Source organism: Stenotrophomonas sp. STK16_22 (assembly GCF_051984505.1).
GTDB classification, from domain to species: domain Bacteria; phylum Pseudomonadota; class Gammaproteobacteria; order Xanthomonadales; family Xanthomonadaceae; genus Stenotrophomonas; species Stenotrophomonas maltophilia_A.
On sequence record NZ_CP196972.1, the window covers coordinates 4614559 to 4631054 of the forward strand.

12 protein-coding genes are annotated in these 16496 nt (G+C 68.7%); 1 reads left to right on the plus strand and 11 read right to left on the minus strand.

The features are described from left to right. Window positions 1-326 precede the first annotated feature (326 nt). Complete coding sequence (locus tag ACSYAO_RS21325; RefSeq protein ID WP_049462128.1) at window positions 327-3047, minus strand: bifunctional acetate--CoA ligase family protein/GNAT family N-acetyltransferase; 2721 nt, start codon at window positions 3045-3047, stop codon at window positions 327-329. A gap of 167 nt (window positions 3048-3214) precedes the next feature. Then, entirely contained in the window at window positions 3215-4585 is a 1371-nt protein-coding gene (gene mgtE / locus ACSYAO_RS21330; protein WP_032129164.1) for a magnesium transporter, read from the minus strand. A 347-nt stretch (window positions 4586-4932) separates the two neighbouring features. On the opposite strand from mgtE, the gene ACSYAO_RS21335 reads away from it, so the two are divergent. Beyond that, entirely contained in the window at window positions 4933-6711 is a 1779-nt protein-coding gene (locus ACSYAO_RS21335; RefSeq protein ID WP_049462129.1) for a monovalent cation:proton antiporter-2 (CPA2) family protein, read from the plus strand. Window positions 6712-6837: 126 nt separating this feature from the next. On the opposite strand, the gene ACSYAO_RS21340 is transcribed toward ACSYAO_RS21335, so the two are convergent. From ACSYAO_RS21340 to ACSYAO_RS21380, 9 genes are all read right to left on the minus strand, one after another. Then, a complete protein-coding gene (locus ACSYAO_RS21340; protein ID WP_049462298.1) occupies window positions 6838-10176 on the minus strand; it encodes an ankyrin repeat domain-containing protein in 3339 nt (1112 codons plus the stop codon). After that, the gene (locus ACSYAO_RS21345; RefSeq protein WP_010482302.1) at window positions 10169-10429 is read right to left on the minus strand and encodes a YcgL domain-containing protein; all 261 of its coding nucleotides are present in this window, start codon (window positions 10427-10429) and stop codon (window positions 10169-10171) included. The genes ACSYAO_RS21340 and ACSYAO_RS21345 overlap by 8 nt, the downstream gene beginning before the upstream one ends. 160 nt (window positions 10430-10589) lie before the next feature. After that, the gene (locus tag ACSYAO_RS21350; protein WP_049454153.1) at window positions 10590-11030 is read right to left on the minus strand and encodes a hypothetical protein; all 441 of its coding nucleotides are present in this window, start codon (window positions 11028-11030) and stop codon (window positions 10590-10592) included. 62 nt (window positions 11031-11092) lie between these two features. Further along, the gene (locus tag ACSYAO_RS21355) at window positions 11093-12331 is read right to left on the minus strand and encodes a beta-ketoacyl-ACP synthase (protein WP_049462297.1); all 1239 of its coding nucleotides are present in this window, start codon (window positions 12329-12331) and stop codon (window positions 11093-11095) included. Beyond that, entirely contained in the window at window positions 12331-13062 is a 732-nt protein-coding gene (locus ACSYAO_RS21360; protein ID WP_012512461.1) for a 3-ketoacyl-ACP reductase FabG2, read from the minus strand. Before ACSYAO_RS21360 ends, ACSYAO_RS21355 begins: the two co-directional genes overlap by 1 nt. After that, entirely contained in the window at window positions 13059-13514 is a 456-nt protein-coding gene (locus ACSYAO_RS21365) for an ApeP family dehydratase (RefSeq protein WP_049462296.1), read from the minus strand. Before ACSYAO_RS21365 ends, ACSYAO_RS21360 begins: the two co-directional genes overlap by 4 nt. After that, window positions 13511-14695, minus strand: a complete 1185-nt coding sequence (locus ACSYAO_RS21370; RefSeq protein WP_049424190.1) for a beta-ketoacyl-[acyl-carrier-protein] synthase family protein — start codon at window positions 14693-14695, stop codon at window positions 13511-13513. Before ACSYAO_RS21370 ends, ACSYAO_RS21365 begins: the two co-directional genes overlap by 4 nt. Beyond that, on the minus strand, window positions 14692-15249 hold the full coding sequence (locus ACSYAO_RS21375; protein WP_049462295.1) for a DUF3261 domain-containing protein: 558 nt from the start codon (window positions 15247-15249) through the stop codon (window positions 14692-14694). The genes ACSYAO_RS21370 and ACSYAO_RS21375 overlap by 4 nt, the downstream gene beginning before the upstream one ends. After that, window positions 15237-16487, minus strand: coding sequence for an NAD(P)/FAD-dependent oxidoreductase (locus tag ACSYAO_RS21380; protein ID WP_049462294.1), 1251 nt, complete (start codon window positions 16485-16487; stop codon window positions 15237-15239). Before ACSYAO_RS21380 ends, ACSYAO_RS21375 begins: the two co-directional genes overlap by 13 nt. Between the last annotated feature and the right edge of the window lie 9 nt (window positions 16488-16496).

Below are 16496 nucleotides of genomic sequence, written 5' to 3' on the forward strand. Positions count from 1 at the left end.
AAGCCACCGCCTGAAATCCCCTGTCTACGTGTCTACCAAAACTTGACCACGACAAGTGGTATCGCACCGGCGTTAGCTTGCCTACATCGACAATCCCCTTTGGGCGCCGTGCGATCCCCTATCGACGTTCGTGTGCGGGATGGGGATCGCTCGGCTCGTCTGTCGGCTCGTCTGTCGGCTCGTCTGTCGGCTCATATCCGCAGATCCATGCTCGTCAGTCCCTCCACACCGGCTCCTACATACCGCGTAGGAGCCGGGAGGAACATACAAGGAACATACAAGCCCGTGCTCGGCTGCCTCTGGAACATCCGAGCGTAGCCTCGGTTCTACATCGGGGTTTGCGGTACTTCGACCTGCTGCACCGGCAGGGTCACCATCATCACCGTCGGATCGTCTGGATCCAGCCTGGTCTTGAAGCCCAGGCTCTGGCACATCGCCAGCATGGTGCTGTTCTCGCGCAGCACCTGGCCTTCGACCACGTCCAGGCCCAGCCACTTGGCGTACTCGATCATGATCGCCATCAACCGCCAGCCGATGCCGTGGCCCTTCAGGTCCGAACGGATCAGGATGCCGTACTCGCCACGATGGTAATCGGCATCGGCGTGCAGGCGCACCGCACCCAGCATTTCGCCGCTGCGCGGTTCGATCGCCACCAGCGCGATCGAGCGTGCGTAATCGAGCTGGGTCAGGCGCGCGATGAACTCGTGGCTGAAGTGCTTCACCGACTGGAAGAAACGCAGGCGCAGATCCTCGTCACTGACGCGGGCGAAGAACGCACGGAACAGTGCGTCGTCCTCCGGCCGCACCGGGCGCACGAAGGCACGGCCGCCATCGGACAGCTCGATGGTGCGCTCCCACTCCTTCGGGTACGGGAACACCGAGAAACGCGGATGGCCGCGGCCCTTGTGCAGGATGCGCGACGGCGCCACCGCTACGCGGGCATCGAGGGCGAGGATGCCCTTGCCGTCGACCAGCAGCGGGTTGATGTCCAGCGTGCGCACCTCGGGGATATCGGCAGCCAGTTGTGCAAGCTTCACCAGCGCCAGCGCCAGTGCGCGCTCGTCAGCCGCCGGCACGTCACCGTAAGCCTTGAGGATGCGCGAGGCGCGGGTCTGGCCGATCAGCTCGTGGGCCAGGCGCAGGTCCAGCGGCGGCAGCGCCAGCGCCTTGTCATTGATCACTTCGACGGCAGTGCCGCCGCGACCGACCACGATCACCGGACCGAACGTCGCGTCATCGGCGATGCCGACGATCAGTTCGCGCGCCTTCGGGCGGACGATGGTCGGCTGTACCAGCAGGCCATCGATGCGTGCATCCGGCCGCAGCTGGCGCGCGCGCGACAGGATCGCATGGGCCGCGCTCTGCACCGCCGGCAGCGCCGCCAGGTTCAGGCGCACACCATCCACTTCGGACTTGTGCGGAATATCCGGCGACAGGATCTTCAGTGCGACCGTAGCACCGCGTTCCAGCAGCGGCTGCGCCAGGTCCATCGCCTCGTGCGCATCGCGCGCATGCATCACCGGCGCGGACGGAATGCCATAGGCCTTGAGCAGTTCATGCGTGGCCAGCGGGTCCAGCCACTGCTGGCCGTTGGCCAGGGCGGCATCGACCAGTGCGCGCGCGGCGGCCGTGTCGACACTGAAATCCTGCGGCAGGCTGGGTGGTGTTTCCATCAGGGCGTTCTGCGCTTCGCGGTAACGCACCAGATGCTGGAAGCCGCGCACCGCTTCGGCCTCGGTCGGATAGGTCGGCACCCGTGCCGCGTTGAGCGTGGCGGTGGCCTGGTCATCGTTGCCCAGCCACACCGCGAACACCGGCTTGTCGCGGTAATGGCGCGGGCGCAATCCGAGCGTGCGGGTAAGCGCCTGTGCGGCGTCTGCGGATGAAGTGAATGCGGTCGGCACGTTGACCACCATCACCGCATCATTCTCGTTGTCGGCCAGCAGCGCCTCGATGGCGGCGGCATAGCGATCACCATCGGCGTCGACCACGATGTCGACCGGGTTGCTGCGCGACCAGCCCTGCGGCAGCACGGCGTCGAGTTTCTCGACCGTGCTGTCGGACAGGTTGGCCAGCGTGCCACGCAGTGCAATGAGCTGGTCCACGGCCAGGCGGCCGACACCGCCACCATTGCTGAGAATGGCCAGGCGACGACCGGGGAAGGTCCCCAACCGGCCCAACGATTCGGCGGCCGTGAACAGTTCGTCCAGCGCGCCCACGCGCAGCAGGCCGGCGCGGTTGAAGGCTGCACCGTACACATCGTCGGCGCGGGCCAGGGCCTGCACATGGGTATCGCGGCTGCCCGGCTGCACGCGCTCGGCGCGGCCGGACTTCACCACCACCACCGGCTTGGCGCGGGCGGCGGCACGCGCGGCCGACATGAACTTGCGCGCATCCTTGATCTGCTCGACATAGAGCAGGATGGCGCGGGTGCGGTAGTCGGTGGCGAAGTAGTCGAGCAGGTCACCGAAGTCGACGTCCATCGTGTCGCCCAGCGAGACCACGGCGGAGAAGCCGACCGAGCGCGCCACACCCCATTCCACCAGCGCCGCCGCAATCGCCGAGGATTCGGAGATCAGCGCGAGGTCACCGGCCTGCGGGAAGTGCGCGGCGATGCTGGCATTGAGCCGCGCATGCGGTGCGATCACACCCAGGCAGTGCGGGCCCAGGATGCGCAGGCCATGCTTGCGCGCCACCGTTTCCACCTGTTCCGACAACGAGCCCGGGCCTTCGCCCAGGTGCGCGGTGAGGATGATCGCGGCCTGCACGCCGCGTTCGGCTGCGGTACGCACTACCTGCGGCACGATCGCCGCCGGTGCGGTGATGACGACCAGGTCCGGTACCCAGTCCAGATCCTTCAACCGCTTGATCGTGCGGATGCCATCGATCTCGGCATGCCGCGGGTTGATCCAGGCCACCTTGCCGGGGAAGCCAGTGCCACGCAGGTTGCGCATCACCGCGCGCCCGGCCGAACGCTCACGCGGACTGCCGCCGATCACCGCGACCGACTGCGGACGGAACACAGACTGCAGGTGGTAGGTACTCATGCGCCTACGGTAACCAAATTCCATGGCGATGGGGTCAGGTCCCTTTCCCCAGGAAAGGGATCTGACCCTTGCGTGCCGACCAAGGTCGGCAACTACCGGGGCACGGTGCTTCAGGGGTCAGAGCCCTTCGCTGCGCGAAGGGATCCGACCCCTTAACCGACCCCGGTTTACAACAGTGTGCCGTGCAGGATCATCGCGGCGATGCTGAAATAGATCACCAGTCCGGTCACGTCCACCAGGGTGGCCACGAACGGCGCCGAAGCGCTGGCCGGGTCGAAGCCGAGCCGTTTCAGGATGAAGGGCAGCATCGAGCCGGACAGCGAGCCGAAGGTGACGATGCCGACCAGCGCGGCGCCGATGGTGATCGCCAGCAGGATCCAGTGCTCGCCGTAGTCGTGCAGGCCGCCCAGCTGCCAGATAACGATACGCACGATGGCCAGGCAGCCAAGGATCGCGCCCAGCACCATGCCGGTGGGCACTTCGCGCAGGGCCACCTTCCACCAGTCACGCAGGCGCAGTTCGCGCAGTGCCAGGCTGCGGATCAGCAGCGAGGTAGCCTGCGAGCCGGAGTTGCCGCCCGAACTCATGATCAGCGGAATGAACAGGGTCAGCACCACGGCGCGCGCCAGTTCATCCTCGTAGTGCTGCATCGCGCTCGCGGTCAGCATCTCGCCCAGGAACAGCACGCTCAGCCAGCCGGCGCGTTTGCGCAGCATCTCGAAGAAGCCGATCTGCATGTACGGCTTGTCCAGCGCTTCCATGCCGCCGAACTTGTGCGCGTCTTCGGTGGACTCCTCGATCAGCGCATCGAGCACGTCGTCCACGGTGACGATGCCAAGCATCTGCTGCTGGTCGTCGACCACCGGGATCGCCAGCAGGTCGTGGCGGCGGATCAGCCGCGCCACTTCCTCCTGGTCCATCAGCGCATCCACGGTCACCGGCGGGTTGACCTGGGCCACATCCAGGATCGATTCCTCGGGCAGGCCGGTGATCAGCCGGCGCATGGTCACTACCTGCTGCAGCTGCTGGCTGGCTGGGTCCAGCACGTAGATCGCGTACACCGTCTCGCGGGTGCGCTCGACCTGGCGGATGTGCTGCAGGGTCTGCGCCACCGTCCAGCTGGCAGGCACCGCCACGTACTCGGTGGTCATCAGCGCACCGGCAGTGTTCGGTGGGTAGCTGAGCAGCTTCTGGATGGCCTGGCGGGCGTCGGTGCCCAGCAGCGGGATCAGCCGCGCGCGTTCTTCCTCATCCAGCTCGTGGACGATGTCGGTGGCGCGGTCATCGGCCATCAGGCCCAGCAGCGCCGCAGCCCGCGCCGGCGGCAGCGCGGCCACCAGCTCGCCGCTGCGGTGCAGCTCCGGTGCTTCGAGCATCTTCACCGCGCGCGGCAACGGCAGCGCCGCCAGCGTTTCCGCAGCGCGCGTCAGTTCCAGCGTATTGAGGAATTCCACCGCGTCGGCGGTGTTGTAGTTCGCCAGGGGTGCGGCCAGTGCGGCGGCATCGGCCACCGGGCGCAGCAATTGCTTCTGGTTCATCGGTTTTGCCTTGTGGGGGTGCGACCTCGCGCAACACCAACGCAGGCAAACCGTCCCGATGTCAGGCGGTGGCCATCGCTGGCGTCGAACGAGGTCGACTTCTACTGTCGCTGGACATGGGTTGGGGACTCCGGGATGCGTGTGCTGGCGGACGCGCCGCCAGCGGCGGGCAGTCTGGACCCGTGGGCCATTGCAGGTCAACCCGGCAGCCTTGCGCAGGGCGCCTGCCCGGCAGGTTGTTCTCGTGCATACACAGGCCGGCGCGCATAATGACGCGGTGGCACTCGCCTCCCCTTCCCCCACCCGAACGGACGCACTGCGGGCTTCCCCGATGACCAGGTATTCCCATGCATAGCGGTGGTCTGGAACTGGCCCTGGTGCTGCTGCTGGCGGCGGTCATCGCCGTGCCGGTGTTCAAGAAGTTCGGCTTCGGCGCGGTGCTGGGCTACCTGGCGGCCGGTGTGGTGCTGGGCCCGGACGGGCTGGGCTTCGTGCAGGACGCCGACCGCATCCTCGGCGCCGCCGAGATCGGCGTGGTGATGCTGCTGTTCGTGATCGGTCTGGAACTGTCGCCGGCCCGCCTGAAGGTGATGCGGCGCTCGGTGTTTGGTGCCGGTGCGGCACAGGTGGCGCTGTCCGGGCTGGTGCTGGGCGGCCTGCTGCTGCTCGACCATTTCCAGTGGAAAAGCGCGCTGGTGGTGGGCGTGGCGCTGGCGCTGTCATCCACCGCGGTCGGCCTGCAGCTGCTGTCAGAACACAAGTCGATCAACAGCGACCATGGCCGGCTCGGGTTCGCCATCCTGCTGTTCCAGGACCTGATCGCGATTCCGCTGCTGGCGGCCATCCCGCTGCTGGGCGGGGTAAAGAACGAGACCCTGCGCTGGGAAGACGCCGCCGTGGCCCTCGGCGCGCTGGCGGTGGTGATCCTGTGCGGGCGACCGGTGCTGCGCAGGGTGTTCGGCATCATCGCGCGTACCCGCAGCCCGGAAGTATTCACCGCCACCGCACTGCTGGTGGTGCTGGGCACCGCCTGGTTCATGCAGGAGGCCGGCCTCAGCCCCAGCCTGGGCGCGTTCCTGGCCGGCGTGCTGCTGTCCGATTCGGAGTTCCGGCACGAACTGGAAGCGCAGATCGAGCCGTTCAAGGGGCTGCTGCTGGGCCTGTTCTTCATTGCGGTGGGCATGGGCATCGACCTCGACCGCATCGTTGCCGAGCCGTGGCTGATCGCCGCCGGCGTGGCGATCCTGCTGGTGGTCAAATTCAGCCTGCTGTACGTGATCGGGCGCATCGCAAAGCTCAGTTCACGGCACTCGCTGCTACTGGGCAGCGTGCTGTGGCTGGGCGGCGAGTTCGCCTTCGTGGTGTTCAACGAAGCGCAGCGCGCGCACCTGCTGGGCAACGCCAACCATGACCGCCTGGTGGCGATCGTCGGCCTGTCGATGGCGATCACGCCACTGCTGATGATCGCGCTGCTCAAGCTGCTCGGCCAGGAGAAGGCAACGCCGCGCGAGGCAGCCGAGGCCGACAAGGTGGCGCCGGACAACCGGCCGAAGGTGCTGATCGCCGGCATGGGCCGCTTCGGCCAGGTCATCGCGCGCCTGCTGACCGCGCAGAAGGTGCCGTTCGTGGCACTGGAAGCGAACCCCGATACCGTGGCCGACCTGCGCCGCTTCGGCAACCAGCTGTACTACGGCGACCCGACCCGGCCGGAGATGCTGCGCGCGGCCGGCGGCGAGCACATCGATGTGTTCGTGATCACCGTGGACGACCCGGAGACCAACCTGCGTGCAGTGCGCATGGTGCGCCGGCTGTACCCGGACGCGAAGGTGCTGGCGCGTGCACGCAACCGCCAGCATGCGTGGCGCCTGATGGACATGTCGGCTGAGCCGTTCCGCGAAGTGTTCGGCACCAGCCTGGAAATGAGCGGGCGCGTGCTGACTGCATTGGGTGTTGCACCTGAAGTGGCTGAACGCCACGTGCAGCGCTTCCGTGAGCACGACGAGCAGCTGCTGCGCGACCAGTACCTGGTGTACGACGACGAGGCGGCGGTGATCCAGACCTCGCGCGATGCACGCAACGACCTGATGCACCTGTTCGAGGCCGACGCGGAAAGCGACGGCAAGTAGGCGTGCCGACCAACGGTCGGCACCCACCACAGATTGCGGTAGTGCCGGCCGCTGGCCGGCAGCCTCGAGATTCCGGTGGTTTCATGAGGTTGCCGGCCAGCGGCCGGCACTACCCATTTCCAGCGATCAGCCGTTGTCGCGCAGGAACCGCGCCATCGACGAAACGCCCGGCACGCGCGGCTCGAACTCGCCGGCCACATCAATGAAGCCACGCATCACCGCGATCTCGCGCGGGCTGCGGTTGAGGCTGTCGCGCACTTCCGGATCGGCACCGGCGCGCAGCAGGCGCTGCACCAGCAGTGGCAGGCCGTGCAGGGCGGCCAGATGCAGCGGGCCGAAACCGCGCGGATCACGCACGTCCAGGCTCACGTCCTCGTCCAGCAGGCGCTCTACCGCCGCCATCACCACCTGCTCGTCGCAGGCGGTACCCGGCTCGGCACGCGCACCCAGCAGCAGCAGCAGCGGCGTGACCGAACCGGCGGCGGCCTGGTCCGGTTCGGCACCGGCCAGCAGCAGGGTGTCGAGCAGGGCCAGCAAACGCGAGCGGTCGCGGGCACTGAAACCGTACAGCGCGGCACAGTGCAGCGGGCCCAGCTGCTGCGCGTCACCGGCATGCACGTCGGCACCGGCGGTGAGCAGGCGCGCGACGATGTCCGGCAGGCCCAGCGCCGAGGCCAGCATCAGCACGGTCACCCCACCCGGCAGGCGGTGTTCCAGCTTGGCGCCGGCATCGAGCAGGGCCGACACGATATCCACTTGGCGCATGCTGACCGCCGCCGACAGCGGCGTCGCACCACTGGCCGCGGCATGCTGCGGATCGGCGCCACGCGCCAGCAGCAGGTCGGTCACCGCCAGGTGACCACCACCGGCCGCACGCAGCAGCGCAGTGCAGCCCTGTGCATCGACCGCGTCAACAGCAAATCCCAGATCGATCAGGCGGCGCACCGCATCCACATCACCGGCCATCGCGGCGGCCGGCAGATCGGCCTCGCGCAGAGTACGGCGCGGCAACGGCCACACCCGCCAGTCCAGCCAGTCGGCCAGGTCACGGCGACCGATCGACAGCGCCACGCCCAGCGGCGTCTGGCCGTCGGCGGCACGGGCTTCCGGCGAGGCACCGTGCTGCACCAGCAGCTTCAGCGCGCCTTCGCGGGCCAATGCGGTGGCCAGATGCAATGCGGTCATGCCATGGCTGTCACGCGCTTCACGATCGACACCGGCCTTGAGCAGGGCCTGCTGCAGGCGCAGCCAGCCCAGGCGCACTGCCAGCGACAACGGCGGGTCACCCGCCGGCGAGGCCGCGAACGGATCGGCACCACGTTCCAGCAGTTCCAGCGCCAGCTGCTCCAGGCCGCGGGCGGCCTGATCGTGCTGTGCGCAGGCGGCAAGGAAGCGCGCCAGGCCACCGCGTCCGGCTGGCGACAGGCCGCGCTGCAGCATGACCTGCAACGCCGGCACCGCATCGATGCCGCGCGACAGCAGCGCGAACATCGGCGTGTCGGAGCAGGCGTCACGCACGTAGGGATCGGCGCCGTGGCCCAGCAGCCAATCGACCGCACGCGGCTCCAGTGCCAGTTCCGGATCGAGCAGCAGGCCACCCAGTTCTTCCGGCTGGCACAGCTTGGCCAGCGCGGCCATGCCATCGGTGTTGCCGAAGCCCAGCGCTTCGCGCAGCAGGGTCAGCGGCGGACGGTCCGGCAGCAGGCCACTGGCGCTGGCGGCTTCGCCGCGCTCGGCCAGGCCATCACTGACGGCGGCCGGCAACGGATAGGACGGGTCCAGCAGGGCCACAATCGCCCAGCGACCGGCTTCGGCGGCGTAGTCCACCGCACGGCGGCCAACCGGATCGGTGGTGTCGGCGGCGATGCCCAGCTCGACCAGGCGCTTGATCAGCAATGGCGAGACATCCTCGGCCATCGCCGCCAACTGCACCGCATTGCGGCCTTCGCCGTCCACCGCAACCAGATCCGGCTTGTGCGGCAGCAGATGCTCGACCACGGCAGCGCGACCGGCACGGGCAGCTTCCAGCCACGGCGTACGGCCCAGCGCATCGCGCGCTTCCAGATTGGCACCGGCACCCAGCAGCACGCCGATGATCTCGACGTGGCCAGCCAGTGCGGCCTCATGCAGCGCGCTGCGGCGCTGGCGATCACGCGCGTCAGCCCGCGCCTTGTGCTTGAGCAGCAGCTGCACGCCGGCCGGATCGTCGTCTTCGGTGGCGGCCGCGGCCAGCAACACCGGGGTGCCTTCGGCCGGTTCGCTGCGCGCACCGCGTTCGAGCAGGAAGCGGGCCAGGCGCCAGTTGCCGACCTGGCAGGCCACGGCCAGCGGCGACCAGCCCTCGTTGTTCAGCGCGTCGACTTCGGCGGCGGCATCGCGCAGCAGCGCGGCCACGCCCGGGTCGGAACTGCGTGCGGCATGGTGCAGCGGGGTGTTGCCATCGCTGTCGATGGCACGCGAATCGGCACCGTTGGCGAGCAGGGTCATCACCGCTTCGGGACGGCCGTGCCAGCTGTCGCGGGTGGCGGCCAGCAGCGGGGTCATGCCCCGGTGCGGCGCATTCACATCGACGCCGCGGGCGATCAGTTCGCGCAGCAGGCGCAGGTCCGGCAGCACCGCCGCCAGCACCGCCAGGCTGCGCTGGTCGCGCCAGTTCGGGTCCGGTAGCGCATACGGATCGGCACCGGCCTGAAGCAGCTGCAGGCCGCGGTCGATGCGACCCTGGCGCGCGGCTTCATACAGCGCCGGTGTCAGTTCCTGCGGCGCCATCGCCTCCAGCGGCGCGGTTTCGGCCGCAGCGGGGAACATCGGTTCCTGTTCGCTGCTGGCCGCTGCGAACGGGCTGGGGCGCAGCGACACCAGCGGCGCGGGCGCGACCCGCTGCAGCAGCAGGTGCAGCACCGGCGACAGCAGCACCACCGCCAGCGCGGCGGGCCAGCGCGCGCCTTCCGGCAACAGGCCCGGCCAGGCCGGCAGCACCACCAGCGCGGCCAGCGCGATCACCAGCGCGGCGACACCGAGACCGCGCCAGGCGGTCAGGTCGCGTCCGGCCAGCGCCTGCCAATGCTGGGCGAGATTGCCATCCAGGCGTTCGACATCGTTCCACAGCGGCCAGGTGCGCCAGGCCGCCAGCAGGCCGGCACTGACCAGCACGCTCAGGCCCAGCACCGCGGCCAGGCTGCCGCTGTCACGCAGCGCCGCCAGCGGCCAGGCCAGCAGCAGCGCCAGCAACAGCGGCGCTGCCGTCCACAACGCCAGCAGCGCCGGCAGGTCCTGGCGCGCGACGATCTTCAGCGGCAGCAGCGCGCGGCTGCGACGCCACCACGACACACCCAGCGCGAACGCCGGCTGCGCCAGTGCCGCAAGGATGGCGCCTGGAACGCCGCCCACAGCGGCGCCCAGCGCCAGCACGGCACCCACGGCGAAGGCGATCGACAGGGCGCGCGGACGGGACGTGTCAGTCATAGTGGCGCGGCATCAGGCTGGCCACCGATGGCGGCACCTGCAGGTAGAACCCGCGCTCGCTCATTTCGCTGCGGACCTTTTCCGGATCGGCCTGGGCCAGGCGGCGCTGGGCATCCAGGGCCACGTCCAGGACGAAGGCGAGCGTCCCCAGCGAGGTGAGCAGCGGCGCAGGCAGCGCGCTGAAATCATCGCGACGGGGAACGTAGACGTAGGTGTCCGGCTTGAGTTGGCTTTTATAGACGTAGGCGTGCATGTCCGCGGGACGATAACCCGGGAAGAGCCATGATTGTGTCGGAAAGCCGACACCGGGGAAAGCCGTCAGCCGACGATGGCGGCGTGATCGGCGGCGTTTCCCCGGCGGGATTCAGCAATGTGGCGGCGGCGTTCAGCCAACGCCGCCGCCGCACGGGCGCTTACTTGACCTTGGCGTAGGTGCCCTTCAGCGCGACACCGGCGAGGATCGCACCGGCATAGCATTCGTAGTTGGTGCTGCTCTTGAACTCGTTCTTCTTGTAGTAGCTGACGATGTCGACCACGGCGTTGGCACCGCGCGACTTGGCACCGTCCTGCAGCGCGCGCAGCGCCGACAGCGCAACCCAGCGGCAGGCCTCGGCGTCGCTCTTGTTGGCGGCGTTGGTCTTCTTGTTGGTCACGTCTTCGCCCAGGCGCTGCTGCACGCTGACCGGCTGGCCGGCCAGGTAGAAGCGGACGCTGCCGTCGATGCCGGCGTCCTTGGCAGCCTGCGAGCTGACCAGTTCCTGCAGGGACTGCTCCACGCGGGTGTCGCGGGCGGAGGCGGTGGAGGTCAGGGCCAGCAGCGCGGTGGCCGTGGCGATCATCAGGGTGCGGCGCATCGGAACATCTCCTTGTCGAGGGTGCGGGTAGGTTGCGGGAACAGCGGTGGTGGGGCGGTGGATCACTCGCTCCAGCGGCGGAACACCAGCGAGGTGTTGATGCCACCGAAGGCGAAGTTGTTGCTCATCACGTACTCAGCCTGCAGTTCACGGCCCTGCCCGGTGATGAAGTCGAGCTGGCCGCAGCGTGGATCGACCTCGGCCAGGTTCAGGGTGGGCGCGAACCAGCCGGCGCGCATCATCTCGATGCTCATCCAGGCCTCGAACGCACCACAGGCGCCCAGCATGTGGCCGACGTAGCTCTTCAGCGAGCTGATCGGCATGCGGCTGCCGAACACCTGCGCGGTGGCCTGGGTCTCGGCGATGTCACCGTGGTCGGTGGCGGTGCCGTGGGCGTTGACGTAGTCGATCTGCGCCGCGTCCAGCCCGGCATCCTCCAGCGCCAGGCGCATGGCCTGGGCCATGGTGTCGGCACTGGGCTGGGTGACGTGCTGGCCATCGCTGTTGGTGCCGTAGCCGACCACCTCGGCAAGGATGGTGGCACCGCGCGCCTGCGCGTGCTCCAGGTCTTCCAGGATCAGCGTGCAGGCACCCTCGCCCAGCACCAGGCCATCGCGGCCGGCATCGAACGGGCGCGGCGTGGTCTGCGGCGCATCATTGCGCACACTGGTGGCGAACAGGGTGTCGAACACTGCCGCGGCAGTGGCATCGAGCTGCTCGGCACCGCCAGCCACCATCACCGTCTGCTTGCCGCTGCGGATCGCTTCGTAGGCCGCGCCCACGCCCTGGCTGCCCGAGGTGCAGGCACTGGAGGTGGTGTAGACGCGCCCGGACAAACCAAAGAACACACCGATGTTGACCGGCGCGGTGTGGCTCATCATCTTCAGGTAGGTGGTGGCACTGATGCCGTCGGTGGTGAACTCGTTGAGCATGCGGCCGAATTCACCGGTGGCCTCGTGGCTGCCCGAGGACGAACCGTAGGCCACGCCGGTACGGCCACTGCGCAGCACCGGGTGCTCGTGCAGGCCAGCCTCGCGCAGTGCCACCTCGGTGGCGCGCACCGACATGATCGCGACCTTGCCCATCGAGCGGGTGGTCTTGCGGTTGTAGTTCGGCGGCAGCTCGAAGTCCTGCGCCGGCGCGGCCAGCTTGGTGTTCAGGCCGGCATAGACATCCCATTCGGGCATCGTGCGCACGGCATTGCGGCAGCTGCGCAGGTGCGCTTCGATGGTGGGCCAGTCGTGGCCGAGCGGACTGATGGCGGCCGCACCGGTGACCACCACGCGACGATCGGCAGCCATCAGAGCATGCCTCCGTTCACCGAGATCACCTGGCGGGTGATGTAGCCGGCCGGCTCGGACAGCAGGAACGCCACCGTGGCCGCCACTTCGTCGGGACGACCGACGCGGCCGGCGGGAATCAGCTTGAGCGCGTGTTCGATCACTTCATCGTTGAGCATTTCGGTCTCGATCAGGCCCGGGGCCACGCAGTTGACGGTGATCTGGCGGCTGGCCAGTTCCAGTGCCAGCGCCTTGGTGGCACCGATGATGCCGGCCTTGGCGGCACTGTAGTTGACCTGGCCGCGGTTGCCGGCCAGCCCGGACACCGACGACAGGGTGACGATGCGGCCCGGCTTGCGCCGCCGCACCATCGGCATGATCAGCGGATGCAGCACGTTGTAGAAGCCATCCAGGTTGGTGTGGATGACCTGGTCCCAATCCTCCGCCGACAGCGCCGGGAAGGCGCCATCACGGGCAATACCGGCATTGCAGACCACGCCGTAGTACGCGCCGTGCGCTTCGACATCGGCCTCCAGCGCGGCGCGTGCGGCCTCGCGGTCGGCTACGTCGAACGCCAGCACGCGGGCCTGCTGGCCCATGGCCTGGATCTCGGCCACCACGGCCTGTGCCTCTTCCAGGCGGCTGCGGCAATGCACCACCACGTCGAAGCCATCGCGCGCGATGCGCAGCGCGATGGCCCGGCCGATGCCCCGGCTGGCGCCGGTCACCAGCACGCTTCGATTCCCTGTCATGCCTGTCCACTCTCCAGATAGGCCATCGCGTCGGCCGGTTCGAACACCGACACGTTGGCTGTCGCCCATTCGTCCTCGCCCGCCAGGATGCGGCAGGCGAACATCCCCAATCCATTGTCACCCAACAGCTCGCAGCGCGCCTGTACGCGCAGCCGCGAACCGCTGGGGAAGCTGCTGCGCGCGCTGCTGTAGCGGCGGCTGCCGAGCAGGAAGCCCAGCTGCTGCGGCTTGCCGGCCGCACGCGCGCGGCAGCCGGCCCAGGCCGCGATGGCCTGCGCCATGTATTCGATGCCGACCCACGCCGGCACTTCGCCGTTCTCCACGAACAGGCCGGATTCGGGCACCACCAGTTCAGCCTCGAGGGTGTCCTGGTCCCACTGCGTGATGCGCTCCAGCAGGCACATGTCCTGGCGGTGCGGCACCACGTCCTCGATCGCGTACAGCGTGTTCATCGACGCTCCAGTGCCAGCACGGCATTGCTGCCGCCGAAGGCGAACGAATTGCTCAGCACCCGCCGCGGCGCCTGCGCCAGGCAGGAGCCCGGCGCGACCAGCGGCAGCACCGGCAGTGCGGGGTCGGGCACGCCGTCCCACCAGTGCGGCGGCAGCTGCTGCTGTGGGTTCTCGGCCAGCAGGATCCAGCACAGCGCCGCCTCGATCGCGCCCGAGGCACCCAGCGTATGGCCGGTCAGCGGCTTGGTCGAACTGGCCGGCACGCCGTTGCCCAGCACCTGCGAGACCGCCAGGCTTTCCATCGCATCGTTGTGCCCGGTGGCGGTGCCATGCAGGTTCACGTAATCCACTTCGTCGGCGCCCCAGCCGGCGCGCAGCAGCGCCTGCTGCAGGGCGTCGATGGCCCCCATCCCCTGCGGATCGGGGGCGGACATGTGATGGGCATCGGCCGATTCGCCCCACCCGGCCAGGCACACCGGACCCGGCTCGCGGGTAAGCAGGAACAGCGCGGCGCCCTCGCCGATGTTGATGCCGGAGCGGTGCTGCGAGAACGGATTGCAGCGCAGTGCCGACACCGATTCCAGCGCGCTGAAGCCGGCCACGGTGAAGCGGCACAGCGAATCGGCACCGCCGGCAATCACCGCATCGACGATGCCGGCGCGCAGCATGCGCGCGGCCGACATCAGCGCCTTGGCGCTGGACGAGCAGGCGGTGGACAGGGTCCATGCCGGCCCCTGTGCACCACTGCGCTGGCGCACGAACTGCGCGGCGGTGCCCATTTCCTGCTGGGCGTAATCGAAGCCCTGCGGCCACTGGCCCTGTTCGGCGTGGGTGCGCAGGGCCTGCTCGGATTCACCAATGCCCGAGGTGCTGGTGCCCAGCACCACCGCCACACGCTCGGCACCATGGCGGGCGATCGCGGCGGCCACCGCTGGTGCGATCTGCGCCAGTGCCACGTCCAGCAGGGCGTTGTTGCGCCCGCGCAGGGCCACCGGCAGGTCCTCCAGCGCCGGCAGCGGCGTGCGCACCTCTCCCAGCGCCAGGGTGCGCCCCGGCAGCAGGCTGTCGTTGTCGCTGAGCCCACCCGGCACATCAGCGAACATCGCCGACGCGACCGCGGCGCGGCCATCGCCGAGCGCACAGACCACGCCCAGGTCGTTCAGGTAGATCGGTGCACTCATCGGTCCTGCCCGGCCATGTCGATCGATTCGATGCGCAGGGCGTAGCCTTCGGCGCGGTTGTCCAGCTGCACGCTGCCATCGTCCAGGCGCTGCAGCTGCAGCCACACCGTGCCGTCGCGCGACAGGCTGCGCTGCCGGCGGTCATCGCTGACCTGCCAACCTGCCGGCAACGCGGCGGCAATGGCCGCGGTCGGCCACAGCGCGAACTGCAGGTCATCCAGCACGCGCTCGGCACGCACCTGCGGCGGCAGCCACGGTGCGCGCTGCTGGGTCAGCTGCTGGCCGTCCCACTGCAGGCGCACGCCGGTCTGGCCCATCGCCTGCACCGCCAGCTGCACCTGCTGCGCATCGGCTTCCAGCAGAGCATCCAGGTCGCGCTCATGCGTACCGAAACGGAAATGCAGCTGCTGCTGCAATGCCAGCGGCGCCGGCAGGCTGGCCGGCGACAGGCGCAGCGGCGGCAGTTCCACCAATGGCTTGGGCATGCGGCCGGCACAGGCGGCCAGCAGCAGGCACAGCAGCACGGCCGCGGTACGGGCGATCAGGCGCTGCACAGCTGCTCCAGCACGCGCATGCGGCGGCCGCTTTCGTCGGCCACATACGGGTTGTTGGTGTCCCAGGCGTAGCCGGCCAGGATGGAACTGATCATGTCGCGTACTTCGGGCTGCTGCTGCGGGTGGTAGATGATCTTCTGGAAGCCGCCCTCGTACCAGCTTTCAACGAAGCGGCGGAAGGTCTTCACGCCGGCACGCAGCGGGATCGAGAATTCAGCTTCCCAGTCGACGGTTTCGCCGGCATAGCGGCGCGCCAGGCATTCGCTGGCCAGCTGCGCGGACTTGAAGGCGATGGTGACGCCGGAGGAGAACACCGGGTCGAGGAACTCGCCGGCATTGCCCAGCAGGGCGTAGCCCGGGCCCCACAACGAGCTGACATTGGCCGAGTAACCGGTGATGCGGCGCACCGGCAGCACCGCCCATTCGGCGTTGGCCAGCAGCCGGGTCAGGTTGGGGTCCTCGCCGACGATGGCCTGCAGCTTCTGCAGGTCGTCGCCCTCGTAGCGCTCGAAGAACGACGGCTCGGCGACCACGCCCAGCGAGCAGCAGCCGTTGGAGAACGGGATCGTCCAGTACCAGACGTCGATGTGCTCGGGATGGGTGGTGATCAGGATCTTGTTGCGATCGAAGTCCGCTTCGGCCGGAATGTTGTCGCGCACGTGGCAGAAGATCGCGCCGCGCACCGGGAAGTTGGACGGCGATTCCAGCTGCAGCAGGCGCGGCAGCAGGCGTGCGAAACCGGATGCATCGAGGATGAAATCGGCTTCGATGCGGTACTCGCTGCCGTCCGGACGGCGCACGGTCACCGCCGGCTGCTCGCCCGCTTCAACCGACAGCACTTCATCACCGAAGCGCAGCGTGGTGCCCATGCGTTCGGCGCCGCGCGCCAGCACGTTGTCGAAGTCGGCGCGCTGCACCTGGTAGGTGGTGCCCCAACCTGGCGAGAACTTCTTCCTGAAGTCGAACGCGGTGCGCGCCTCGCCATGCACGAACGCGGCGCCGTTCTTGTGCTGGAAGCCCGCTTCGACCACGTCCTGCAGCAGGCCTGCCGCTTCGATGTACTCCATGCTCTGCGGCAGCAGGCTTTCACCGATCGAGAAGCGCGGGAACTGCTGGCGCTCCAGCATCAGCACCTGGCGGCCCTGCTGGCGCAGCATCGCCGCGGCCACCGAGCCGGCCGGGCCCGCACCGATGATCAGGATTTCAGTACGTTCGACAGCATCCACAGCAGTATTCATCGGTGCGTC